The 26344-nt window shown below is 42.4% G+C and carries 17 protein-coding genes; 6 read left to right on the top strand and 11 right to left on the bottom strand.

All coding sequences use genetic code 11. The annotated features are described in order from the left end of the window. Positions 1-333 precede the first annotated feature (333 nt). The gene (gene sfsA, locus DDZ16_RS07320) at positions 334-1026 is read right to left on the bottom strand and encodes a DNA/RNA nuclease SfsA (protein ID WP_109263780.1); all 693 of its coding nucleotides are present in this window, start codon (positions 1024-1026) and stop codon (positions 334-336) included. Between the two features lie 145 nt (positions 1027-1171). Here sfsA and DDZ16_RS07325 point away from each other — a divergent pair, with 145 nt between their 5' ends. Then, positions 1172-1432: a YkgJ family cysteine cluster protein gene (locus DDZ16_RS07325; protein WP_109263781.1), complete on the top strand. Its 261-nt coding sequence runs from the start codon at positions 1172-1174 to the stop codon at positions 1430-1432. 178 nt (positions 1433-1610) lie between these two features. Here the strand turns inward: DDZ16_RS07325 and DDZ16_RS07330 are convergent, their stop codons facing one another. The 3 genes from DDZ16_RS07330 to DDZ16_RS07340 all read right to left on the bottom strand — a co-directional run bounded on the left by DDZ16_RS07330 (position 1611) and on the right by DDZ16_RS07340 (position 7357). Further along, positions 1611-4520 carry a helix-turn-helix and ligand-binding sensor domain-containing protein gene (locus DDZ16_RS07330; RefSeq protein WP_109263782.1) on the bottom strand — a complete coding sequence of 970 codons (2910 nt, stop codon included), beginning with the start codon at positions 4518-4520 and terminating at the stop codon, positions 1611-1613. Positions 4521-4531: 11 nt separating this feature from the next. Further along, the gene (locus tag DDZ16_RS07335; protein WP_109263783.1) at positions 4532-6505 is read right to left on the bottom strand and encodes an OmpA family protein; all 1974 of its coding nucleotides are present in this window, start codon (positions 6503-6505) and stop codon (positions 4532-4534) included. Positions 6506-6592: 87 nt separating this feature from the next. Then, positions 6593-7357, bottom strand: coding sequence for a lysophospholipid acyltransferase family protein (locus DDZ16_RS07340; RefSeq protein ID WP_109263784.1), 765 nt, complete (start codon positions 7355-7357; stop codon positions 6593-6595). A gap of 654 nt (positions 7358-8011) precedes the next feature. Between DDZ16_RS07340 and rplS the strand changes: the two genes are divergently transcribed. Further along, the gene (gene rplS / locus DDZ16_RS07345; RefSeq protein ID WP_109263785.1) at positions 8012-8359 is read left to right on the top strand and encodes a 50S ribosomal protein L19; all 348 of its coding nucleotides are present in this window, start codon (positions 8012-8014) and stop codon (positions 8357-8359) included. Between the two features lie 1333 nt (positions 8360-9692). Here rplS and DDZ16_RS07350 read toward each other — a convergent pair. The 3 genes from DDZ16_RS07350 to DDZ16_RS07360 all read right to left on the bottom strand — a co-directional run bounded on the left by DDZ16_RS07350 (position 9693) and on the right by DDZ16_RS07360 (position 12363). Then, on the bottom strand, positions 9693-10613 hold the full coding sequence (locus DDZ16_RS07350; protein WP_109263786.1) for an SMP-30/gluconolactonase/LRE family protein: 921 nt from the start codon (positions 10611-10613) through the stop codon (positions 9693-9695). Positions 10614-11000: 387 nt separating this feature from the next. Beyond that, complete coding sequence (locus tag DDZ16_RS07355) at positions 11001-11609, bottom strand: IMPACT family protein (RefSeq protein ID WP_109263787.1); 609 nt, start codon at positions 11607-11609, stop codon at positions 11001-11003. A 139-nt stretch (positions 11610-11748) separates the two neighbouring features. Beyond that, positions 11749-12363 carry an NAD(P)H-dependent oxidoreductase gene (locus DDZ16_RS07360; protein WP_109263788.1) on the bottom strand — a complete coding sequence of 205 codons (615 nt, stop codon included), beginning with the start codon at positions 12361-12363 and terminating at the stop codon, positions 11749-11751. A 207-nt stretch (positions 12364-12570) separates the two neighbouring features. On the opposite strand from DDZ16_RS07360, the gene DDZ16_RS07365 reads away from it, so the two are divergent. Both DDZ16_RS07365 and DDZ16_RS07370 read left to right on the top strand, forming a co-directional pair. After that, the gene (locus DDZ16_RS07365; protein ID WP_109263789.1) at positions 12571-15507 is read left to right on the top strand and encodes a DEAD/DEAH box helicase; all 2937 of its coding nucleotides are present in this window, start codon (positions 12571-12573) and stop codon (positions 15505-15507) included. Between the two features lie 218 nt (positions 15508-15725). Continuing rightward, positions 15726-16421 carry a head GIN domain-containing protein gene (locus DDZ16_RS07370; RefSeq protein ID WP_109263790.1) on the top strand — a complete coding sequence of 232 codons (696 nt, stop codon included), beginning with the start codon at positions 15726-15728 and terminating at the stop codon, positions 16419-16421. Positions 16422-16716: 295 nt separating this feature from the next. Here DDZ16_RS07370 and DDZ16_RS07375 read toward each other — a convergent pair whose 3' ends face one another. The 3 genes from DDZ16_RS07375 to DDZ16_RS07385 all read right to left on the bottom strand — a co-directional run bounded on the left by DDZ16_RS07375 (position 16717) and on the right by DDZ16_RS07385 (position 20164). Beyond that, the gene (locus tag DDZ16_RS07375; RefSeq protein WP_109263791.1) at positions 16717-17592 is read right to left on the bottom strand and encodes a bifunctional 5,10-methylenetetrahydrofolate dehydrogenase/5,10-methenyltetrahydrofolate cyclohydrolase; all 876 of its coding nucleotides are present in this window, start codon (positions 17590-17592) and stop codon (positions 16717-16719) included. A gap of 64 nt (positions 17593-17656) precedes the next feature. Next, positions 17657-18988, bottom strand: coding sequence for a signal recognition particle protein (gene ffh / locus DDZ16_RS07380; protein WP_109263792.1), 1332 nt, complete (start codon positions 18986-18988; stop codon positions 17657-17659). Positions 18989-19171: 183 nt separating this feature from the next. Then, positions 19172-20164, bottom strand: coding sequence for a Gfo/Idh/MocA family protein (locus DDZ16_RS07385; RefSeq protein ID WP_109263793.1), 993 nt, complete (start codon positions 20162-20164; stop codon positions 19172-19174). 402 nt (positions 20165-20566) lie between these two features. On the opposite strand from DDZ16_RS07385, the gene DDZ16_RS07390 reads away from it, so the two are divergent. Next, positions 20567-21577, top strand: a complete 1011-nt coding sequence (locus DDZ16_RS07390; protein ID WP_109263794.1) for a metallophosphoesterase — start codon at positions 20567-20569, stop codon at positions 21575-21577. A 254-nt stretch (positions 21578-21831) separates the two neighbouring features. Here the strand turns inward: DDZ16_RS07390 and DDZ16_RS07395 are convergent, their stop codons facing one another. Further along, positions 21832-24219 carry a type IA DNA topoisomerase gene (locus DDZ16_RS07395; RefSeq protein WP_109263795.1) on the bottom strand — a complete coding sequence of 796 codons (2388 nt, stop codon included), beginning with the start codon at positions 24217-24219 and terminating at the stop codon, positions 21832-21834. A 517-nt stretch (positions 24220-24736) separates the two neighbouring features. Between DDZ16_RS07395 and DDZ16_RS07400 the strand changes: the two genes are divergently transcribed. Further along, positions 24737-26266, top strand: coding sequence for a SulP family inorganic anion transporter (locus tag DDZ16_RS07400; RefSeq protein ID WP_109263796.1), 1530 nt, complete (start codon positions 24737-24739; stop codon positions 26264-26266). Positions 26267-26344 lie beyond the last annotated feature (78 nt).

The raw sequence follows: 26344 nt of genomic DNA on the forward strand, positions 1-26344 counted from the left end.
TCTTCTTTAGGCTGGTCGGAAAAGGTCCTGCATCGCGGATATGTTAAGTTCTGAGACCAGAATAATCCCTGCATCGGCGGGCGCAAGATTTGAACCGCCGGTTTGACGGATTCACAGCTGCAGGAAACATTTCTACCGCCGGTTGGGCTCCCGCACCGATGGAGACATCCAATCTGCCGTAGAAAAGGGTCTCCCACGGATGCGGGAAAGATTTCTACCACAGATTTGTTGTAAAACCCGGTACGGGAAGGTTTTCTGAGGTAGAAAAAGCGCTTTCCTCCACGCAGGGCCTGTTCTGTATTCCGGAAAATCGCGATCAAATTCAGAAACGATCTATATTTCGAATGGTAAGACGTCCCTAAGCACAATACCTTCAGGAGAAACCTCAGCCTGAACAGGAAATACCTCTACGCCTGCATTTACCGCTTTCTTTAAAGTCTCAGAATAACCCGGATCTATTTCCGTGGCGGGAGCAAAAACCTCCACATCCATACGCTGAATAATATAAAGCATTACCGCCCTGTATCCCTCTCCTTTAAGTCTGATCAAGGTTTCCAGGTGTTTGCGTCCCCGAGTGGTAACTGCATCCGGGAACAGAGCATAACGCCCCTCTTTCAGGGTTACATTTTTCACCTCAATAAAGCAAGTCTCTTCATCGTTCTGCGCCATTACATCCAGCCGGCTGTCATGGATTTTCTTTTCGGGAACAACCCTGGTATACCCTGTAAGTCCCGGAATTTCGTCATTGCGAACCGCTTCCACCGCAAGTTGATTGGGACGCCCGGTATGAATGCCAACCCAGCCCCCGTTGATGAGAATCATTTCCCAGGTAAACCGGGTCTTGCGTTTGGGATCGTTTACAGGAGAAAGAAATACCTCTGCCCCCTCCTCTATACAGCTTTTCATAGAGCCACTATTGGTGCAATGTGCCACCACTTCGGCGCCATCATCAAGCTTCACATCGGTCAAAAATCGTTTGTATCTTTTTATAAGGCGCCCATGCACCAATTTTTGATTAAAAAACATTAAAAGAATATTTTAAGTTGATTTTTTAGACAAAATTTTAATTCTTTGCACCCCGAGGATAATTAGGCCCCTTATAGGGGAATGAAACCTGTGATTCAGTAAAAAGGTTCACAAAAACAGAGTCTAACAAAAAAATCATAGAAAAATGGAATGCAGATCCAATTGTGGTGCCTGTTGCATAATCCCTTCAATTTCATCTCCCATCCCAGGCATGCCCGAAGGTAAACCTGCCGGCGTGCCATGCATTCACCTAACCAACGATTTCCGATGTGGCATATTTCACTCCCCTGATCGTCCGGCTATCTGCGGTGGTTTCCAGGCCGAAAAACTGGTGTGTGGAGACAACCGGGAAGATGCCCTGCGGACACTGGCGGATTTGCAGGGAATTGAGGTCAGTGGTCAGTAATCAGTAGTCAGTAGTCAGTGGTCTGTGGTCAGTAGTCTGTGATCAGCTGCCTTATTTTCCCTTAATCAGATTTTTAGATGTAAGATCTATAGATTTAAGATATTACTAATCATTGCACCATTCAACCATCCTACCTTTCAACCACCCTCACCATACTCCTGGCCCCCTGCTCCATGCCTCAAATCTTCATAATATAATCCACCAGGTTATCTCCCTGTTCCAATCCCAGTTTTTTGCGCAATTTGTATCGGTTATTCTCAACGGCACGCGGGGTAATATTCATCAGTGAGGCAATCTCTTTCGACGACATATTCATGCGTAAATAGGCAGCAAGGCGCATTTCTCTCGCTGATAAATCTTTGTGCTGATCCGTCAGGCGTTTTAAAAACTCTTCATGAACCTGCTCCAGGTGAGTTTCAAATATTTCCCAGTGTGCGTCATTATCAATATCACGATCTATCTGACGAATAACAGTTCCAACCTTCTTTTCAACAACTTTAGGATCATCAGCCTTTCTTACTTTCTGCAGTTCTTCCTTCACTTTTATCAGAAACTCGTTTTTGTGAATGATATGCATGGTAGAGTTCGCCAGCTCTTTTTCTTTATGTTTCATATTGTTACGCAACTTTTCGTTACGCAATCGGATCATCTCCTTTTCATTTTCAAGAGCCTCACGTTTTAATACCTCTTCCTTTTCCCGGTATTTTTCACGTTCACGGATCTTTTCGCGTTGCCTGCTTTTCTCTGCAATACGATGCGTTATCCATAAGACAAGGGCAAACAGGAGCAGAGCTAATAAAAAGTAACTAACCTTTGCCAGGGTTGTCCGGTGCCACGGAGGCAAAACTTCAAAACTAACTTCGGCTGTTTTGGTTTGAACGCCGTGCACATTTCTGGCTCGCACTTTAAAGGTGTATTCTCCTTCGGGTAACCGTGTAAACTGCCGGTTTTGTATGGGGCCCCACGAAGACCACCCTGAATCAAACCCCTCCAGCAGAGTAGAATATTCAACTTCGCCGCTGCCAAACCAGGTCGCAGAGTAAAAAACCTCAAAGGCATTTGCTTTATACTTAAATACAGGTGTAAAGTCCTGATCAGGATCTTCACTGCTGCGAAAGAACAAAAGACCCGGCTTATTTTGACTTCGAAAGCCCCGTATATGAACATCAAAAGGTTGATAATAATTGACATCATTGGTCACAGAATATTGGCCAAAGCCATCTTCAATACCAAAAAAAGCGGTTTCTTCGTTGAGGACAAATACCGACTCAAAACCATTAACAAGTTTATGCTTTAGGGGAACTAAAGGATTATCAATTTTTTTAAATGTGCCATCTTCCTGATACCTGAGAACTCCGACTCCATCGTCGGTAAAAAACCAAATATTGTCATATTGGTCCTGATGCAAATGAGTCGGGTAATTACCATTGAGGAAAAAGTATTCAAGAGTATCTCGCACAAAAGTGTTACGGTTATCACCCTCGAGGGTATAGATACCTTCTGGTGAAGTAAACACAAGACGATCATCGATTTTGGATAAAGAAAATCCTGAAAAATCATCCAGGCCCCAAAATTCCTCATTTCTCTGAATATTTTCAATACCCGAATAGGAACTGTTAAACCGAAGTTTCATTAAGCCAATCAATCCATGTGCCACCCATAAATCGCCGTTTTTATCCCATTCCATAAACCGTGATGATTCAGAAAATTCATCCACCATTTTCTCAAAGTTCCATTGTCCGTCCTGCCCACGTTTTAGCAAAAGAAGCCCTGAATAGGTTCCAACCAGCATAGCATCCTCAGATCCGGGAATTTTCCGAAACAACCAGGCACCTCTGATTGTAGAAGGTGTAATGAGTCTGGCAACCTGATTTTCAACATGGAAAACCCCAAGGTTATGGCCTAAAAGCATCTCCCCTGTTTGTTCATCCTGATAAATGGACCAGACCTGCCCGTTAGATCCTTTAATCATTTTAAAATCATCCCGGTTTTTTGTAGGACTTGAGAAGTCTTCCTCAGAAATAGTATATAAGGCCTGATTGGTTCCAAAATAAAACTGGTCATCCATCCTGGTCATTTGATAACCGGTTCCGATATCAAAATATCCCTCAATGAAACTGACGGCCGAATTGTAGTTAACCCGCGCTATTCCATTATCCAGGGCTGCCCAGATATTTCTTTGCTGATCCACAAAAATATCCAGCACCGTATTGTTGTTTAGCCCCTTGTCCTTATTGGCAACCATCTTGATATCTCCATTAGAATCAATAATCACCACGCCCGACTGAATAGTTCCAAGGGCCAGATCATCACCAATAGTAGTTCCGCAAAAGATGTTGGCATCTTGTAAGAAACTGTTTGCACTCACGTCCCATTTTTCGATGCCATTCATATCCCATAAATACAAACCATAGTCCATGGTTCCTATTACCATTTTCTCATTCGAGATGGAAAGTATTGCCCCAATGGTTTTATCTATAAATACATCCCCCCCTGGAACCTTGTAAAGTGCATCATTGCGAAGCTCCATGAGTCCCTCTACATCATCCTGTACCAACACCATCCCATTGACAATAAAAGCCTCTGAAATACGGGATACAGGCTCAATTACCTTTACTGATTCTTCGGGCGTATAGATACAGAGTGCATTGTGACTCTGAAAGATGTATCTGTCATTAAGTTTGAAAATATTCCAGTATTCGCCATAATCTGCCACCTCAAACTGTTCCCTCAGAGAGAAATAATAGAAGTTGCCTGTTGAGTCTGTCTTATAATATCCAAATTCATCAGTAGCGCCAATAAAAATGCGCTCATTTTCGGCATACACAGAACGAACCAGATCGTTTTCCAAACTTGGGTGCATTGGAAAAGACCGCCACCGGGAACCATCATATTCAATAACACCGTTGTTGTTGGCAAAATAAAGCAGACCATTTTCTGCCTGAGAAACATTCCAATTCTGGGTTGCTCCGCCATACTGGCGTCTGTTGAAATATTCAATTTCGGAGATACCATATTCAACAGGATTAGCTTTAACCGCTAAAATTCCTAAAATCCCAAAAAGAAAAAGCAAAAAATATCGGTTCATAGTTTTCAGGGTTATAATATGCGCATTTCAGTTCTTCGATTCTTCGCTCGTCCTTCTGCTGTATCATTACTTTCTATTGGCTGACTGAAACCATAACCTTTATACTCCAGGCGGGTTTCGTCAATACCTTCTTTAACAAGATAATTATAGACTGCTCTGGCCCGGTTTTCAGATAATGTCAGGTTGTATTCTTCGGTTCCCACATTATCGGTGTGTCCTTCAAGCATAATCCGTACATCCGGATTATTGGCAAGAAAATCAACCACTTCATCCAATTCCACTTTAGACTCAGGCTTTAATTCATAAGAGTCTGTTTCGAAGAAAACATTTTCGAGACGCACCGTGGCACCTTCTTTAATAGGCTTAAGTCCAATGTCCAGATAATAAGGCTTATCAACCGGATGATCCCCCTTCAGATTAAAGTTTCCTGAGTAAAACAAATACCCCGGATGATCAGCTTTGAAGGCATATTCTCCACCAACAGGCAAAGAAACAAGAAACTGGCCAGAGAAGCTGTTTCCATAGGACTTGATAATTGTTTCACCGGTTTGCAGACTTTTCAACTGAAAATCGGCTGGTAACACCTCTCCGGTTTCCACATCATATACTTTCCCTTTTACATAAAGTACAGGGTTGGGCCTTAATTCCTCAGGAAGGCTGAAGCTGTAAATATCTTTGGCGCCTGTATCAGCAACTCTTCCATCGGATGAAAAATAGGCTTCATCTCCTCTTGCAGTAACTATCAGCCCTATTTCGTCTTTAGAAGTATTGATCGGATATCCCATATTTTCAGGAGAAGTCCAGGTTCCCTGATCATCTTTCCGGCTCATAAACAAATCCATTCCTCCCATGCCCTGGTGACCATTGGATGAGAAGTAAAGTGTTTGTCCGTCGTGGTGAAGAAAAGGAGAATTCTCATCACCTCTGGTATTGATGGTATCTCCAAGGTTCTTCAGATTGCCAAAATATGGTGTTCCATCTTCTTTAATACCCTGTATGGTAGCCTGCCAGATGTCCTTGCCTCCTGCACCTTTGCCACGGTTGCTAATAAAATAAAGCGTTTGTCCGTCAGCAGCAAAATGGGGCTGGCTTTCCCAGAAAGGGCTATTCACAGGAGCACCGATATTTACAGGTGCACTCCATCCCTGATTGGTTTTACGGGAAAAATAGATGTCACAGCTCCCTTTGGAATCGGATCGTCCACAACCGGTATAAAACATCCAGTTACCATCGGCCGACAGGGTTTGTGCACCTTCGTTGCTCCGGGTATTCAGATGCCCCAGCAACACATGACGTTCCTGCCATTGTCCGTTGCTGTCAGCCTGCGACACATAAAAATCTTCCTGATAGAAAACCGAGGATTTTGGCAGTTCTTCTCCTTTTTGGCGGTACAATTGCATATCGCGTGGCATAAGGACGGTGATTACCATGGTTTGCTCATCTGCAGTAATGCTTGGCCAGTATTCATCAAATTCACTGTTTACACCTTCTCCGGCACTTTTAAGATCTATTTCATACGGATTGGCCTTTGCTTCTTTCACAAATGCCACCCTGTTTATCATCGCTTCAGCCCTTTTGCGACCCTCCTCATTTTTCGATAACTCTTTATATCTCTTAAAATGCTCAATGGAAAGATCATATTTTTCGGCATTATACGCGGCAATTCCAATGTTGTAATAGGTTGGTAAATAGAAAGTGGAGTCCACCTTAAGGGCTTTTTGCAATATATCCAGCTCTTTGATCCATTGCTGCTGACTGTGATACAAGTCTCCAAGCAACAGCATGGGTTCCATAAACCGGGCCTCTTTATCCAATGCTTTAAACAATAATTCCTTGGCCTCATCAAGGTTGCCTGCCGCATAATGGCTCCGGCCCTCCTGGTAAAACTTAATGGCCCTTTTATTGTCGACACTATAACGTGATTGTGCTTCGGAAATAAGGGATATCCCTGATAAAAGTATAAAAAGAAGCAGCATTTTTCTCATGAAACCGTTTTTTTGTATTTGGTTCTCAAAATCTGTAAGTATAGAATAAATAGTTAGTTAGTATTTTACAACGATTGAACCGTTTCTTTAGTTGCGGTTTTTAGCAGCAAATTCCATTTTGTTGCCACTTTCTATGATTTCACGTGTAGCATGCATCAACGCACTGGGATCATCTTTATAGTCACATGTTTTCACTGGAGCATGAATAACCAGAGCAGCTCTTCCGGGCACAATATTGAGGAACCCACGGCGCTTGATTCTCCATGAGTTAACAATGGTAAGAGGCAATATGGGTAATTCAAGTTCGAGGGCCAGTTTAAACGCCCCCCGCTTAAAAGGCAGCATTTTAGAGGTAGCACTTCTGGTGCCTTCCGGAAACATAACTACAGATGAGCCGTCGGCCAGTTTGCGTTGGGCTTCTTCAAGCGAATGAGCTGCTGAAACGGCTGATGTGCGGTCGATAAATATATGCCCCACTTTTTCGCTGGCATACCCAATAAATGGAATTCTGCGCAATTCCTTTTTCATGACCCACTTAAAATCGATACCCAGATGGGCATATAAAAGAAAAATATCAAACCCGGTCTGATGATTGGCTACCACCACATACGATTGTCCCTTTACAACATTCTCTCTTCCGTGTACCTTCACAAATACCGGAGTAAGCCAACAGGTGATTTTGGCCCACATGCTGCCCCAGAAACTCCCGGCTCGGGGAGAGACAATGATAGCAAACAAAGCCGCCAGGATAGCACAAACAATGGAATTAACCAGCATTAAGGGCAGATAAACAGGCCATTTATATAGTTGGTAAAGCCAATACCATGAAGGAGTAGAGTTTTTTTCAGACATTCAACTATTTAATAGATCGTTAGATTTTTTGATTCCTGCCTGACGGCAGTCAGGAAAGATGTAAGATTGTTCATATAATCTTGATATACTAAATTTTTGCAATTAAATCCTTTGGATCACAAATAACTTGCTTGAAGTTTACTGCAAAACATCAACAGACATATTCTATAGGTCACAAAATTAACATCACAGAACAAAAATAATATAATTAACTACATTTCACGAATGAACAGACCACTATTAGGACCGTATTTTCCTGCTCTTTGGTCCAGTTTCGAGGGTCGTGTCATTCTGAACGGAGTGAAGAATCTCCCTACTCCTTCTCCACTACCCCTCGTTTGCAACAAGAAGGTCTCTTAAACTCGCCTGTGACAAGGAACACATATCTTACGAACATTCCACCTCTCACGATAAAAAGCATCCCCAGAGAAAACAGTCGTCAAAGACGACGGTTAAAAAAGCCCCGCGTTGCAAACGAGGGGCAGAATCAACACAAAAGGTAGAATCTCCTCAATCAAACCAAATAAAAACCCCGATACTTTTCCATAATTAAAAGAAAAACACTACTTTTGCAGCCGTTTCGTGTAATCTCTTACTGAACATGAGGAGTCAGATAATATTGCACGCTAAGTTAAATCTTCAAAAGCACAGACAATGGATTTGATGAAAGTTGCTGAAGAGGCCTTTAAGTCCGGGATTGAAATGCCCGAATTCAGCGCAGGTGACACAATCTCGGTTCACTACAAAATTAAAGAGGGAAACAAAGAACGTGTTCAGGTTTTCCGTGGTACAGTGATCCAGATTAAAGGCAGCGGAAAGAACAAGCGTTTTACCGTTCGTAAAATTTCCAACAACGTTGGTATCGAGCGTATTTTCCCAATCGACTCACCGTTTATTGAGAAAATCGACGTGAACCGCAAAGGTAAGGTTCGTCGCAAAAGAATTTACTACTTGCGTGAGCTTACTGGAAAGAAAGCCAGAATCAAAGAGAAAAGAGTTTAATTCCTTCAGGGGAATTACCAGAAAACAAAAAAGCTGTCTGAATTTCAGGCAGCTTTTTTTATATGCATTATTTGGGCTGCTGAAAAATCACTACCTCATTTTTTTATTTCTAAGTAATTTGTCCTTTTTGGCATTGCCCCAAAACGGAACGAAAAAGGTCTAGTCCGTTTAAACCTATCCGCCCGCATCAGGCTCAATTTCCGGCTATCCCGCAAAGGCCTTTAAGTCGCCCATTAGGCCTTCTCGCCAACCGCCGGCCCGGAAAACGGACGAACCCGCGCGCAATTTAAATACTGAGATGCTTAGCTTTTTTAAATCAATCTTTCAGACCATAAATTCCTAAAATATTATAAAAAGTTCTCAAACAAAAACTTTTTCGGATTTTAAATAAACAATCTCCCACCTTCCCCCTTCAAAAACATCAAAACACACTGGTATTAAAAGATATAATCAATTTTCAGCAGTTCTGTTTAAACTTCTTTAGCCCCGATGCTTCCTAATTTAATAAGACTTATTCTCTGCTTTTTGACGCTGAAGCAATTGGCTTCACAAATAACAAAGGCTGTAGCTTAAAATGGCGATTTTATTAAATTCCACCAATGCCTGCCTGGCAGTAAGCAGGACAGACAGGGGGGCAGATTTAAATAACCCCGGGCACACCTGCCAGGGGTGAATATATGGATATGATTAGTTTTGAATGAGGCCAACATCTCATAACCCACTACAATATCCGGAATAGTTGGCCTCTTATCAGGAACGTACAAGAAACATCGAACACTTGAAAAGCCCCCCTCATACAGAAGAACCTCCCTGTCGCTGAAAGCGGCGAATCCGAATAACCCTCCCGAATTTGTCGGGACAGGCTCTGGCGAAAGTCCCGGGGATTGGATGGACTATCTCCCCCTAAGATCCCTGATAAGGGGTCAACATCCTCCAGCTCTTTTGCAGGTCGAGCTCTTTGCATCTTGATCCCTGTCAGTTAACTTAATCAATCAGGAAAAAGGTATCATCGATCTTAATTCAACTCTCTTCGATCAACCTACGGTATTCATCCAGGAAGCTCTCGCTTTCCGAATTAGTTGGCCCCTTTCAGGGACCCAGTGCCGGGAGCATGTTTAACCCCGGGACAGTTGCCCCGGGGTTATTTAAGTTCGCCCCCTGCCTCCCGGCAGGCAAGCTTATCAGGGACTTGATGGATTAGCCCTATTTGTGTCATTCACAAGGTACGTAATCTATAGAAAGAACCTAATTGTTAATATCATCGCAAAACTAAACTACAGCCATAACAAACAATAAAAACCTCACATTTTTCTTAAATCTAATATTTATAAATCTAACGATCTTCTACTCCATTCCACAATTTCATCAAAGAAATTGAACGTCCTGGAATTTCTGTTCTGAAGGCCTCAATAGCTCCACGATCGGCGACCGTTACATAAACAGTTTTGCCATCTTCTCCCCCAAAGGCCACATTGGTAGGTTTGTCACCTTTCAAAACAACTTCACGTATCAGGTCTCCTTCCGGTGATAAAACAGCAACAGTTCCCTTGCTCATTCGTGTAACATACAGGTTGCCTTCAATATCACAGCGCATGCCATCCATGCCATAATCTTCGAACTTTTTCAGCAACCGCTTATTGGCAACGGTACCATCCTCATTAATGTCATACACCCAAACATTTCGCTGATTGGATTCATTGACATACAGATGTTTTTCATCGGGAGAGACCTCTACCCCATTGGTAGTTCCCATCCCTGATTCCAGCAAGGTAAAATTCCCATCCTTATCAATCATCCAAAGATTGCCTGTACTATTCTCCCAATCAGGGTCGCTGGCATAAATAACACCTTCTGAAGTAATGGCCAGATCGTTGGGTTGGTTCATTTGGTCGTTGTGAGCAAAAACACTGATGGTTTTTTCCGGAATATTGATTTGAAGAATATTGTGGTTGGTATAGTCAGCCACCAAAAGCGTATTATTCTTCCAAAAACGGATACCATTCCCCACGCTTCCTTCTGGTAAATTAACAAACAACTCATGAGTGCCATCGGGCTTAACCAGGCCGATGGTTCCTTTTTGACCGTAATTTACCGCATACAAAACACCATCGGTATCCACAGCAGGGCCTTCAGCCCAGGTCATAAATACCGAGTCGGGAGTCACATCATAGCTTTCATAGAAAGGCTTTTGGGCACTTAAACCGGATAAGTTTCCGATTAAAAAGCCGACCATTATAAACACTAAATTTTTCATAGGAAACGTTTTACGAATGATAAGATTTCAAGATTTAAGATTTTTAGATAAAAGTAGCCCAGCCGCGCGGAAGCCGGAAGCTGGAGGCTGGAAGTTAGAAGTTAGAAGCTGGAAACTTTCGAAGTTAAGAAATTTTGATTCTTTTTGCGGCATATTTAAAAAACTAAGAAAATTATAAAAAACACGTTTTAAATGGTTTATGACTTTACTTAGATAAAAGACTTTTGATATACGTGTATAGTTTCTCAAAGTACAATGACAGGACCTCTAACAACTTTTGGCTTCCTTCATTTCATCCAAACCAATTAATAAATATCATATCTAAAGAAAACGCCTCATACAGTATTGGCTTTCTTAAATCTCACATCTAACAATCTAATACTAAAATCATTTATCTTCTTTCAATACCTCAATACCATAAGTCTGCTGAAAGCGCCCGACCAGTGCATCAAACTTAGATTCACGGACAGATAGTGTCAAACGGCAATCGGCTTCAAACAGCTGGTCTTTCACCCCCAGCCCTTCCTCATCTACAACACGCATCACGGGATTCATCATATCATAAGCAAACCGGATAGAAAAAGATTTATCGATGGTACATTCCAAAATTTCAGCCTTACTTAACGCATCAGCGGTAGCAGCTTTATAGGCCTGAATCAAACCACCGGTCCCCAGTTTTACGCCACCAAAGTAACGAACCACTACCACAAGCACATTGGTCACTTCATGGGAATGAATTTGTCCCAAAATGGGTTTTCCGGCGGTGCCCGATGGTTCTCCGTCATCGTTCATCCTGAAATTCATACCATCAATCCCCAGTTCCCAGGCAAAGCAATGGTGACGGGCATCGTGATACTTCTTTTTTATAGCTTCAACATGTTCATTGATTTCATCTTCATTTTGAACCGGCCAGGCAAACGCTAAAAATTTACTGCCTTTTTCTTTAAAAAGACCTTCAACGGGATATTTAATGGTTTTATAGGAGTCTGTTTGCATTGAATATTTAGATAATGAGATAACCTTGTTCAAAAGTAACAAAATCCACCAAGTTAATCAACCAGGATGCGACCAATAAAAACCCCGGCCGGAGTATTAACTCATGGCCGGGGCAACTGATTATTCCGAAAAATTATAATTACCTGGTTACCACATCCACTACTTCTTCATCTAATAAAACGGTTTTATAAAAGCCAAGTGCTTCTTCAATGTATTTGTTTTTCATTTCGGGTGAAGACGTTGGAATTCTGGGGTAAAACAGATGCCCTGCTACTTCAATTCCGCAAAAGCCAAACACTTCCTGCCCGTGAATTTGACGGAAAGCCTTTAAAATCCCCTTATTTTCATAATCTTCCACTGAGTTTCCCATAGAGGTATGTAGAAACACCTTTTTGTCTTTCAGCAATCCCTCTGGCCCGTTCTCTGTGATTTTGAAAGCAAATCCCTGAGTCAAAACACGGTCAAAATAGCCTTTCAAAACTGCAGGAAAACTCCCCCACCACAAAGGATACACCAATGAGATAAAATCTGACTCCCCCAGAAGTTTTTGTTCTTTGGCAATATCTTCAGGAATACGTCCCTCTTTAATCTGAGCTAAATCTTCGGATGTGAGTACCGGATCAAAATCCAGATCGTACAAATTCCGCACTACCACATCCACGTCATTGTGTTCGCTGTCTTTTGACAGAGCATCCACCAATGCGTTGCTGAAACTATCTTTTGATGGATGTGCGCTTATAATTAAATGTTGCATAAACAATCTTCTTTTTTATTCTTAAACACATTACAAAAGTAAAAGTTTAGTTTTAATTAGAATAATTCTAAATAATAAAGTTTCTCAAAAAATGTTGCAGCCACGGAAAAAGAAAGCTCCTGCTTAAACAGCATTTATCTTCAAATATTATTGTGGATTTTGCTATTTTTGTTGGTTTTGAGAACTTCAAAAGAACAAAAATAAGATATGCATTCATTCATTGTCGTATTTACGAATCGCCTGAATATAGGCCTCGCAGCCATTCCATACCATGCTGTTTTTCACCAAAACAGCCCCATTGAATTATTGGAGCACGTTACCCTTGAGCATTTTAAGGAAAATCCTGACATCTATTCTGAGGACCAAAAAGACATTATTAAGCTATTGCATTCTATATCAGACAAGGAATTGTTCAAAAAATTCAGTCGGGAAAGCAATCTCAGAGAATTTAAAAACAATATCCCCCCTGATCTCCTAAATGATCGAATCAGGCCCTACATCGAAAAAGTGATGTACAACCTCGTTCTATTAATTGCCAATTCCAAAGTGCCTGTTTATTTTAAACACACCGGTTACAGTAATCTTTATCCTTCGGATGAACTAAAAATTCCGTCCTCTCCCTGCAAACCAATATTCAGTGTAAATATTGAAGAAAATGAGATGACATACAGCCTGAAATTCAAGCAGGGAGCGGATCTTTTTACTTTTCACAACAAGGAGCCCGAAATTATTTGCCATGATCCCGCAGTCATCAAAACCGGACAAAAACTCTATTATTTCCTTAGTTTCGACAGCGGGAAGCTCAAGCCGTTTAAGGACAAGGAGTACATTCACCTGCGCAGCGAAAAGGCTATAGACACTTACATGGAGAAGTTTATTGCCACTATAGTGGAGCGATTTGAGGTGCAGGGCAGCGGATTTACCATTGAGAATATTGACGACCGGCCTACCACCTCCCTTCATCTGGAAAAAGATCTTGCTCTCAGACCAGTCTTAAGGTTTAAGTTTACTTACGGACACCGAACAGTATCGCCCAACCGCAAAACGAGTGTTTTTGTAGACCTAATAAAAGAAAACGGACATTATACATTCCGCCGCTTCCCCCGGGATTTTGAAACTGAAAAACTGGTTTTCAATTTATTGGAAGAAAGCGGCCTGACCTTGATGGATGGTATGTCATTTGCACACCCCCATGACATAGAATCCGGAACTGTATCTGGCCCGGATAACCTTATAGAATGGATCAGAGATCACAAAAGACTATTAGATGAGTACAAGATCCGCCCCGTTCTGCATAATGACGATGACACTCAATTCAACCTATCTCCTGCAAAAATAATAATTGAGACTTCAGATGAAGACATGGATTGGTTTGACATAAATAGTGTCATTGAAATTCCGCCCCATAAAATCCCATTCGCCAGGTTCAGAAGGAATATTCTCAATGGCGATCGCAGGTTCAAACTTCCCGATGGTGCTATTTTTATAATTCCCCGGTCATGGTTTACCAGGTTTACCGATTTATTCAATTTTGGGAAAACTGTGGAAGATGAAATAAAGCTACCCAAAACATATTACCACCTTCTTGACGAAATCCAGGAAGATAAATCACGGGCCAAATCGGAGCTACCGGATATAAAGGAGTTTGAGAAAACCCCGCTGCCCGAGGGTTTGAATGCCACATTACGCCCCTACCAGATTGAGGGGTTCCACTGGATGCAGTTCCTAAAAGAAAACCGGTTTGGGGGAATACTGGCTGATGACATGGGACTGGGAAAAACGCTGCAAACCATCACTCTTTTACTGAAGGCCTATTCCTCCGGGAATTCGCATGAAGACAAAGGCCCGGAAGGACAACTTTCAATTTTTGATTCCAATATTGATGGTTTCAACAAAAGTGGCCTGGCCCCGGCGCTGATTGTCATGCCCACTTCCCTGATACACAACTGGGATAATGAGATTAAAAAGTTTGCACCGTCCCTGAAAACATATATTTACACAGGGACGAACAGAGCAAAATCCAAAGATCTCTGGAAAATTCTCCGCCATTACCATGTGGTCATTACCACCTACGGTATTTTACGCAATGATGTGGAATATTTTACACAAATGCAGTGGGAATACCTCATTTTGGATGAAAGTCAGAATATCAAAAACCCGGCTTCCAAGGGCTATGAGGCCGTAAGTCAGATAAATGCCGCTCATCACCTGGCCCTTACCGGTACCCCCATCGAAAATTCCCTTACAGATTTGTGGGCACAAATGAATTTTGTTAACAGAGGTATTCTCAAGTCGCTCAATTTCTTCAAGAAATATTACGAAACACCTATTTCCAAAAACAAGAATGAGGAGAAATCAGAGCATCTGCAAAAGATCATAAACCCCTTTCTGCTGAGGCGCACCAAAGAAATGGTAGCCAAAGACCTTCCTCCTGTCATGGAACAGGTAATCTATTGCGACATGTCACCTGAGCAAAAAGAGATCTACGATCAGGAAAAGTCGGGCATTCGCAACAATCTGTTAGACTCCATACAGGATATGCGCAAAAATGAACAGGCGATTCTTGCATTGCAGGCTCTTACAAGACTTCGACAGCTTGCCAACCACCCGGCGATGCTTGATCCGGAATTTAAAGGTACTTCCGGCAAGTTCGACCAAATGATGGAATCTTTGGAAAGCATTATCTCAGAGCACCACCATGTCCTGGTATTCAGCTCGTTTGTCAAAGACCTGGAACTAATGGAGGCCGAATTACAAAAGAGAAAAATAGCATATGCTAAACTGATTGGTTCCACTCAAAACAGAGATAAAGTGATAGATCGCTTTAACAAAGATGACAGCGTAAAAGTCTTCCTTATCTCACTGAAAGCGGGTGGTGTCGGGCTCAACCTCACCAAAGCAGATTATGTATTCATGCTCAATCCCTGGTGGAATCCGGCTGCCGAAGCACAGGCCATTAACCGTGCACACCGCATCGGACAGACTCGTAACGTATTTGTTTACAGATTTATCTCCACCGAGACAATTGAAGAAAAAATAGCTCTTTTGCAGGATCGTAAAAACAAACTGGCAGAAGCATTCGTTAACACAACAAACCCTCTGAGCCAGATGAGCACAGAGGAAATAAGAGAATTATTCAGCTAATCCGCCAATAAGGCACCATTTTTGAGTAAGAAAAATCAGTAGATCGTTAGATTTTTAGATACCTGCCTGACGGCAGTCAGGAAAGATGTAAGATAATTCGTACAATCCTGATATTCTGAATCTCAACAAACAATTTTTAATATAAACAGTTAATTTGCAGTGCATTGCAAACATTTAACGGAGTATTGAATAATATTACAATCATAAAATTTTTGAACATGAAGCGATTACTTGTATTCATGGTAGCCATAGCTGCCTCTTTTTCCATGCTTGCTCAGGAAAATGACAAAAACATTAATAAAGAGACCAGAAACATCAAGGAATTTGATAAAATAAAGGTCACGCGTGGCATCAATGTTACACTGATAAAGGGTGAGGAACCCAAAGCCGAAATAAACATTGTCAATGCCCCTGCTTCTGATGTTATTATCGAAAATGATCAGAATGAGTTGGAAGTAAAAATGAGAACGCGCATTTATGACGATGTTTCCGTTCAGGTTTATGTAACTTACACCAAAGATGTTCGTGAAATAACTCTTGGTTCGGGTGGTTCGATTGACAATGAAGGTGTCATGACCGGCAAAATTCTGGTTCTGGATTCGGGACTGGACAGTGTCATTGACCTGAATGTGGATATGGAAGACATTGAAGCTTCCGTTTCTGCTGCAAGAATTACCATGGAAGGGTATGTTAAATCGCTTGAGGTGAAAGCCAGCACCGGAGGCAAATTTCAGGGCCAAAATCTTGAAGCGAAAAAAGCATATGTGACTGCCAATACCGGAGGAATTGTCACTGTAAAAGCCTCAGAACTTTTAAATGCAAAAGCAGCAACTGGTGGTACTGTAGAGTATCTGGGAGAACCTCAAAAACTGGATGTCAAAGAAACTTTTGGCGGAAACGTGGAGAAGATTTAAAGGAAAAGGAAGGTATTTGGCGCAAGATATTAAGTGCGGGGAGCCAAGTGCATAGAGCATGGAACTGAAAGCAATTTGCTCAGCATGTGAGCATGCACACTATTGCCAGTTATTTCCAAAAAAATTATAACACTAAACTATATAAGCAGGCTTCCCCATCAATAAAAATATATTACCGAACTGATCACTGACTACCGACCACTAATTTCAGATTACTAATCACCGAAAACAGAATACAAAAAAACCGGACAGCCTTTTAAGGAATGTCCGGTTTTTTTACTTATAGGAGGAATTTTTACATCCTGTTTTTAGCTGCTTGCAGCGTGTTTATCAGCAAGGATGCACGAGTCATAGGCCCAACACCACCCGGAACAGGAGTTATGAAACTACATTTGGGTGAAACTTCATCAAAAACGACATCACCGGTAAGTTTAAATCCTGACTTAGTTTTATCAGAAGGCAAGCGAGTAGTTCCCACATCAATCACCACGGCACCTTCTTTCACCATGTCTGCTTTCACAAATCCGGGGCTACCGAGAGCAGCAATCAGAATATCAGCCTGCTGACAAATCTCTTTCAGATTTTGAGTACGGCTGTGACAAACAGTAACAGTGGCATTACCGGGCTCTCCTTTCAATGAAAGCAAGATACTCATCGGACGGCCCACAATATTGCTACGTCCCAAAACCACCACATGCTTTCCGGAAGTTTCAATTTTGTGCCTTTTGATCAACTCAATAATTCCCTGAGGGGTTGCAGACACAAATGCCGGAAGCCCCATTGCCATTTGTCCTACATTCTGCGGATGAAAGCCATCCACATCTTTTTTAGGATCAATTGCCAGTGTTATTTTTTCTTCAGAAACATGGTTTGGAAGTGGCAACTGTACAATAAAACCGTCTACTGAATCATCATTGTTAAGATCGGTCACACACTTCAGCAACTCCTCTTCAGTAACATCATCTTCGTAACGGATCAGTGAAGACTTGAACCCCACCTCTTCACAATCCTTTATTTTATAGGCTACATAACTTTCACTCCCACCATCGTGTCCTACCAGAACCGCCACCAAATGGGGTTCACGAATGCCATCAGCCTTCATTTTTTTAACATCCTCAGCAATCTCTTCTTTAATGCTGCGGGCAGTTGCTTTTCCGTCGAGTAGTTGCATAGATTTTTGGTTTTAAAGCAAAAAGGAGAAGTCGTATCGCACGGCTTCTCCTTTCTAATATTTTTTATTTTCCCATCGGGAAATTGCTCATCATTTTCGAGAGGTTTTTGCCTTGCGTCATCATTCGCATGGCCTTACGGGTGTCCTCAAACTGCTTCATCAGGCGGTTGACATCCTGAATGGATGTTCCACTACCTGCGGCAATTCGTTTACGCCGGCTGCCATTAATTAAACCGGGCTGTTGACGCTCCTCCGGAGTCATGGAAGAAATAATGGCTTCAACACCTTTAAAGGCATCATCATCAATATCAACGTTCTTAAGCATCTTGCCCATTCCGGGAATCATGCCTGCCAGATCTTTCAGATTACCCATCTTCTTAATCTGCTTGATCTGCCCAACAAAATCATCGAAGTTAAATTGATTCTTGGCAATCTTTTTCTGAAGCTTTTGGGCTTCATCAGCATCGTACTGTTCCTGGGCTTTTTCAACAAGTGAAACGATGTCACCCATTCCCAGGATACGGTCTGCCATACGTGAAGGGTGGAATACATCCAGTGCATCCATCTTCTCACCCATACCCACAAACTTGATGGGCTTATCCACAACACTGCGGATAGAAATGGCAGCACCACCACGGGTATCACCATCCAACTTGGTAAGCACAACACCGTCATAATCCAGTCGCTGGTTAAATTCTTTAGCTGTATTAACCGCATCCTGACCGGTCATGGCATCCACTACAAACAAAGTTTCGTGTGGCTTAACGGCTTTCTTGATAGCGGAAATCTCATTCATCATTTCCTCATCAATTGCCAAACGCCCCGCAGTATCAATTATGACTAAATCATGACCTTTAGACTTGGCCTCTTTGATTCCATCCTGAGCCAGTTTCACCGGATTGGTATTGCCCTCTTCAGTGTAAACAGGTACTCCGATTTGCTCTCCCAGCACCTGAAGCTGGTTAATCGCCGCCGGTCGGTAAACGTCACCTGCAACCAATAATGGACTCTTACCTCGCTTACTTTTAATGAAATTGGCCAGCTTACCGGTAAAAGTGGTTTTACCGGATCCCTGCAAGCCGGAAATGAGAATAACTGCCGGATTACCATTCAACTCAATATCGGTAGATGAACCGCCCATCAGCTCGGCCAGCTCGTCATGCACGATTTTTACCATCATTTGCTGAGGCTTAACAGCTGTCAACACATCCTGGCCCAGTGCTTTTTCTTTTACTTGTTCGGTAAAATTCTTGGCCGTTTTGAAGTTAACGTCCGCATCGAGCAAGGCACGACGAATATCTTTAAGGGTCTCAGCAACGTTTATTTCCGTGATTGACCCCTGACCTTTTAGTATCTTAAACGACCGTTCCAGTCTTTCCGATAGATTCTCAAACATCCTTCTTCAGGTTTTAATTTTGCTGCAAAAATATAAAATTATCCGGGAAATAAGAACAATATTTTGCTTAAGACAAAAGGTTTTGGGTTCAAGGTATAGTGTTTTGTTTTTTGCGTTGCGGGTGCAGAGGTAAGAGTAATAGCACTAACTACTGAAATCTTTTTACTTTCAACCGACTACTGATCACTGACCACTGTCCCCATACACAATTTTTTCCATCACGTAATTTGTTCTAGCCGCTGTTTCTCCCGTACTCACACACTTTTCTTCATTTTTTATGGATTTTACTACGTTATGAATAAGGTTATATTGAATGTTTTCAGGATTGATGTAAGGAAATTCCAGAAAATCACGCTCTTTAAACAAGAGAATGGGCTCATGGCCATATGTACTGAATTCAATGCGTCCTTTTGTTCCAATAATTTCAATAACATCTCGTGTTGAAGAGTGATCGGTAATAAAGCTCCATGTTCCACTCCCAAGAACACCATTCCCAAATTCCATCTGGGCCACTACAGTGTCCTCAGCCTTGTACAAGCCACCAAGATTTTTAGAAGTACCCGATACTTTCTTCACCGGGCCAAACAAAAAATCCAAAAAATCAAGCTGATGAGAAGCCAGATCGTAAAAAACACCACCTCCCGCGATCTCAGGATCTACGCGCCACGCCTGGTTCTCCTGATCAGCTTCGGCAGGCGTAGGCGGTCTGAGGAGCATAATGTTCACCATCAATGGCCTTCCTATTGTTCCGTCCTCAAGGAGTGTTTTTACCTTCCTGAAGCCGGGTAAAGTACGCCGGTAATAAGCTACAAACAACGGAACTCCGGTTTCTTTACTGACAAGATTCATTTCCCGGCACTGCTCATAAGTTGCGGCCATAGGCTTTTCTACATAAACAGGCTTACCCGCTTTCATTGCCTTTATGGCGTATATCGCATGACTTGAAGGTGGAGTTGCAACGTATACCGCATTAACCTCATCATCATTAATCAATTCATCGGCATCGCTATACCATTTGGGAACTTTGTGACGGTGTGCATAGTCTTCTGCCAATTTGTCATCCCGACGCATAACAGCCACTAATTCTGAATCTTCAATCTTATTGAATGCCGGACCACTTTTAAACTCTGTGACGTTTCCACACCCTATTATTCCCCATTTTATTGTATTATCCATATTCCAGATTGAGAATGTTATATTGTTAGTATTTAAAAATCATAATCACCTGCCTAAATAGTGCCCGTCTATAAAGTCAGCTTTTAAACTAAGTAGTCATGTGTCTTGTCAGAAAGTTCCAGTTGCAATCCCGAGGCTAAGGGAGCAAGCATAACGACGCAAAAGGTACTTTATGGACCGACACTAAATAAAACCGTGGTCATAAACTATTACCCTATAATCGCCAAAATAAACATATCTTTAATTTCAAACCTTGCTATCTTTTGTGAATCGTATTTTTCCTATCAAAGAAAGATAAAGAAGGTTTTGTTCATATAGAGTTGAGAAAATAAATGAAACGGAAAACAATATTTTCTTTAATAAGTTTATTTGTCAAAAAGCAGAAGATTATATATTTGCGACATGCTTTCCAAAATTATCGATAAAACATTGAATCCTGGAGCAAGCGCCTCCCGCCCTGCAAAGCGTTACGATTACGATATAATCGGCGATGTACACGGATATGCAAATGAATTGGAGATTTTGCTCAAGCAAATGGATTACCGTGAAATAAATGGTGTTTATCTTCATGACGACCGAAAAGCTGTCTTTGTAGGAGATTTTACGTGCCGGGGGCCCGAAACACGTCGAGCCATTAACATCGTGCGTAATATGGTTGAACATGAAACAGGGTATGCTATTTTGGGCAATCATGAGCTCAATGCCATCGCTAATTTCACCAAAAGCAAAGAGTGGAAGAAACCATTCAAGCAAGCCACCGGCTCGAGCAAAAAAGTAATGGACCGCATCAGAGAGGAATACATTTACGATAAGGCTCAACTGAAAACCGACATCAAATGGTTACGTCAATTACCTTTCTCGCTTGACTTTGGAAAGTTCCGTGTAGTCCATGCTTACTGGTCAGACGAGCACCTGAATTTGCTCAAAGAAAGCAGAAAAAGAGGGAAGCTTACCAAGAGGGTCCTTTCTAAAATGTTCGCACCAGACACCAAACTGGCCATGGCTATGCGGCAGACTACGAGAGGTATTGAACTCAATCTGCCTCATGATCTGCTGATCAAAGATCACAGAAATATCCGCCGTACTAATTTCCGCATGAAGTGGTGGGATTCACCTAAAGAAAAGACTTTTGAACAGGTTAGCTACGGCAATAAGTTCACTCTTCCACATTATACCATCCCCCGGGAGGTACTGCCGGTTTTTGATGTTTATCCCACAAAAGCCCCGGTCGTTTTTATGGGGCATTACTGTGTGGAACAGAAGAATATGATACCTGCTGCCAATGTTTGCTGTGTGGATAACTGTGCTGCAAACGGCGGTTACCTGGCAGCTTACAGGTGGAATGGAGAGTTACCGTTGAAACTTACCAATTTTGTTTTTCAGAAAAAGCTGGTAAGTTCTGAGGGAAGGTAGGATGACGAAATGGTGAAAGGGGCCAAGGGTGAGAGTGGGGAATTGTTTCGACCTTTATTAATCTCATTTAGTTCATCAATCAACTGACCACCGATTACTGTTTTCTTATGGCCTCCCTTCAGGCTCCCGTTTATTTCCTGCTCTTCGCGCAATGCAACTTGCTCAATGCCCTAATTTCTCTGCTCACCTCCGGCCTATATCACCTGCAAACTCAATGGAAAACTGACCACTGACTACTGACCACTGATTACTATTCATGACTCCTCAAGCACCAATTTAAAATCCTCACTCCAGGCAAGACGGCCTTTTTTGTCTGTGCCATCATCAGCTTTAAATCCTTTAAGCACATTTGTTTTGCCATTGAAAATCAGCCCCTCGGCTTGCTTATCGGTAATCTTTTTGCCCATAAAACTGAAAGGAATCAAAACACGACACCCTTCCCGATAGCGGTTGCACCCCCAGGCATTTTTACCTTTAATAATAATGCCATGGCCGCATTGAGGACATTTCCACTCAGGTGTTTCGTCTTTTTCAAGACGAAGCTGATAATTTTCGTCCAAAGAAAGCTTACCATTTACCTTTTCTCCATCTTTTTCAAATCCTTTTATCAAGGGGGTTTTTCCTTTTTTCAGAAGGGCTTCAATTTGTTTATCTGTCAGTTTTTTATCATGGAATATAAAAGGAATAAGTGTCTTACAGCCCTCCTTGAATCGTGAGCATCCCCAATTCTTTTTACCTTTTACCATCACCCCCTCGCCACAACGGGGACAGGCAATTTTGCTACCGGCAGAAACCGAAGCAGTTTCTTTTTGCTTGTTTTGGGCTTTTTCTTTGGCGGCAGCCGCTTTTTTCTGTTCCTCTGTAACCTCTATTTTACGTGCAGAATTATCCCTTTTCACAACCTGCACTACATCGTTGACCATTACCTTCATTTCTTCCATAAACGCATGCACATCATATTCACCATGCTCTATATCACGCAACTTTTTCTCCCACATACCGGTTAGTTCCACCGACTTGAGCAAATCATTTTTCACACTGTCGATTAATTGGATTCCCGTAATAGTGGGTGTCAGACTCTTCCTGTTTTTGGTAATGTACCGTCTTTTGAATAGCGTTTCAATAATGGCTGCCCGTGTTGATGGTCGGCCTATACCGTTTTCTTTCATCAGGTCACGCAATTCATCATCATCAACCTGTTTCCCGGCAGTTTCCATAGCTCTTAGCAGCGAAGCCTCCGTAAAGGGTTTCGGTGGCTGGGTTTCCTTTTCCTGAAGATCAGGCTTATGAGGGCCGCTTTCGCCCTTCTCGAAATCGGGCAGCACATTGTCTTCACCCGTTTTTTTGGCGGCCGAATCTCTTTTGTAAACTTCACGCCACCCGGGATCAACAATCTGTTTGCCGGACGTTTTAAACTTCACACTGTCCACTTTGCCTTCTACGGTGGTGGTTGAAATAGTACTGTCGGCCCAGAAAGCGGCAATAAATCGCCTGGCCACCGTATCGAAAACCAGTTTCTCGTTACGGCTGAGGTTAGAAGGAATTTGACCGGTAGGAATAATGGCATGGTGATCAGTCACCTTTTTATCATTAAACACCTTCTTCGATTTCCTGATTTTCTTATCAAGAAGTGGTGCTGTTAAAGATTCATAAGGTTTGAGTCCTCTGAGGATCCCAGGTACTTTGGGATAAATATCATTACTCAAAAAGGTAGTATCCACACGTGGGTAAGTTGTGGCTTTCTTTTCATATAGCCCCTGGATCAGTTTCAGGGTTTCATCAGCTGAAAAGCCAAAACGCTTATTACACTCCACCTGCAAAGCCGTAAGATCAAACAAGCGGGGTGGTGCCTCTTTACCTTTCTTACGGTTAAAATCGGTTATTTCAAAGTTTTTGTCTTTGATAATTTCCAGGGCTTCCAAAGCTTCTTCTTTTTTGAAGAACTTTCCGCTGGTGGCTGAAAACACCACATCTTTATAAGTGGTTTTTAGTTCCCAAAAAGTTTGGGGAACAAAATTCTCAATTTCTTTGTATCGCTCCACAATCAGTGCCAACGTTGGTGTTTGCACCCGACCAATGGACAATACCTGTCCCTGCTGACCATATTTTAAGGTGTAAAGCCGGGTTGCATTGATTCCCAGCAGCCAGTCACCAATGGCCCGCATGCTTCCGGCGGCATAGAGACTGTCAAACTCTTTGGCATCGTACAATTTGGCAAACCCCTCTTTCAAGGCATCCTCAGTCAGGGATGAAACCCATAATCGTTTAACCGGACATTTACAACCCGCCTTCTGAAGTACCCAGCGTTGTATCACCTCTCCTTCCTGTCCGGCATCACCACAGTTTATTACCTCATCAGCTTTTTCCACCAGGTTGCTAATTGTTCTGAATTGCTTTACCACACCCTGATTACTTAATAACTTAATCCCGAATTTCGCCGGAACCATAGGCAACGAATGAAGCCGCCAGCGCTTCCAGTCGGGCGTATAATCATGGGGCTCTTTCAATGTGCAGAGGTGACCAAAAGTCCAGGTAACCTGAAAATTATTTCCCTCATAAAATCCGTCACGCTGGTTTTTGGCTCCCAAAACACGCGCAATTTCCCTGGCTACACTGGGTTTCTCGGCAATACATACCTTCATAAAGCAGATGATTGTGGTGAAGTAGCGCGAAGATAGTGAAAATGATTTTTAAAATTTAACATTGCAGAATAGAACCTTTTTCTCCCCTTTGCAACAAGAGCTCTATTACCTTTCGACAAAGATGAGAAGTAAACGTCCCCCTCTTTACTTTCGGAAAATTTTGTCGTGGCTAACGGCAGCGAATTTACCACTTGTGGAAAACAAAAAGAAGTTGAAACGCATGCTTCAGAAGTAAAAATACCCTGACCTCATTTTTTTACATTTAAAGACGATCCTTAAAACATCTATTTTTACCGATAAACTCCCAAAACAGGAGGTTTTAGTCCGATTACAGATAATTTGTTTATTAATTTTCCCTATTCTTTAATCGGTTAGCGTGCTCTGAAAAATTATTTTTAAACATATTTAATAAAAGACAAGAGCCGGAATGGTTTGTCTCTATTGGTCTGCGCCGGAATTAGCTCTATTTTTGCCGGCTCTGAAACCAAGTATAACCAATTATTACCATTCCTTACAAATGAAGCAACTCTTCGACCTATTCAACTTTTCGCAAAAAATCAATTACAAAACCGAGATACTTTCCGGGCTTACCGTGGCCCTGGCCCTTGTTCCGGAGGCTGTGGCATTTGCCATGATTGCAGGCTTATCTCCTCTTACGGGACTCTATGCAGCTTTCGTAATGGGGTTGGCCACCTCCATATTCGGAGGCCGTCCGGGCATGATATCGGGAGCCACAGGAGCAGTAGCAGTAGTGATCGTCGCACTGGCCCAAAGCCACGGAGTAGAATATGTTTTCGCAACTGTTGTTCTGGCGGGACTCCTGCAAATGGCAGCGGGGTTTCTTAAGCTTGGAAAACTCATCCGTTTGGTACCTCATCCTGTTATTTTTGGATTTGTAAATGGTCTGGCCATCATTATTTTCATGTCACAGCTGGCGCAATTTAAGACCGCTGACGGAGAGTGGCTCTCAGGTAGTCCTTTGTACACAATTCTGGGGCTGGTTCTGCTTACCATGCTGATCATTTGGGGACTACCCAAAATAACCAAAGCCATTCCCGCATCACTGGCAGCCATCTTAGTGGTATTTGGCATTGTAGCCTATTTCGGAATTGACACAAAAACGGTAGGTGACCTGGCATCCATTCAGGGAGGCTTCCCTCCCTTTCACATTCCCGACATCCCCTTCAATCTGGAGACCCTGGAGGTCATCTTCCCATATGCCGCCATTGTTGCAGGCGTTGGACTCATCGAAAGTTTGCTGACTCTGGACATTGTTGACGAAATCACAGAAACACGAGGCAACGGGAACAAAGAAGCCGTTGCCCAGGGAGCTGCCAACATGCTTTCGGGAGTATTTTCGGGCATGGGGGGATGTGCCATGATCGGTCAAAGTCTTATAAACACATCCAACGGAGCACGGGCCCGTTTATCAGGGATTGTGGCAGCTATCATGTTGCTGGTATTTGTAATGTTTGGCTCCGGGCTGATTGAAAAAGTGCCCATGGCTGCCCTTACCGGACTAATGATTATGGTTTCAATAGGAACCTTTGAATGGGCAAGTCTGCGCACATTTGACAAAATGCCCAAATCAGATATTTTTGTGATGGTCACGGTAACGCTCGTAACCGTATTCCTCCACAACCTGGCGCTGGCAGTAATTATTGGTGTCATTATCTCAGCGCTTGTATTTGCCTGGGACAATGCCAAACGCATCCGGGCCCGTAAAAGTATTGATGAAGAAGGCGTGAAGCACTATGAAATTTACGGGCCTCTGTTCTTTGGATCGGTAACGGCATTTAACGACAAGTTTGATGTGATGAACGATCCCAAAGAAGTGATCATAGATTTTGCCGAAAGCCGCGTTGTAGACATGTCGGCCATTGAGGCCCTTAACCGGATTACTGAACGTTACCTGAAAGTGGGCAAAAAAGTACACCTAAAGCACCTGAGCCCCGATTGCCGGAAGCTACTCAAGAATGCAGAAAACATCATTGATGTAAATGTAATGGAAGATCCTACCTACAAAGTTATGGTGAACAAGCTATAGAATTAGGATATTGCGCGAGTGACGCGGAAATGCATAAAAAAAGAGACGCAATGATTTGTGTCTCTTTTTTTATTACTG

The organism is Marinilabilia rubra (assembly GCF_003121985.1).
Lineage (GTDB): Bacteria > Bacteroidota > Bacteroidia > Bacteroidales > Marinilabiliaceae > Marinilabilia > Marinilabilia rubra.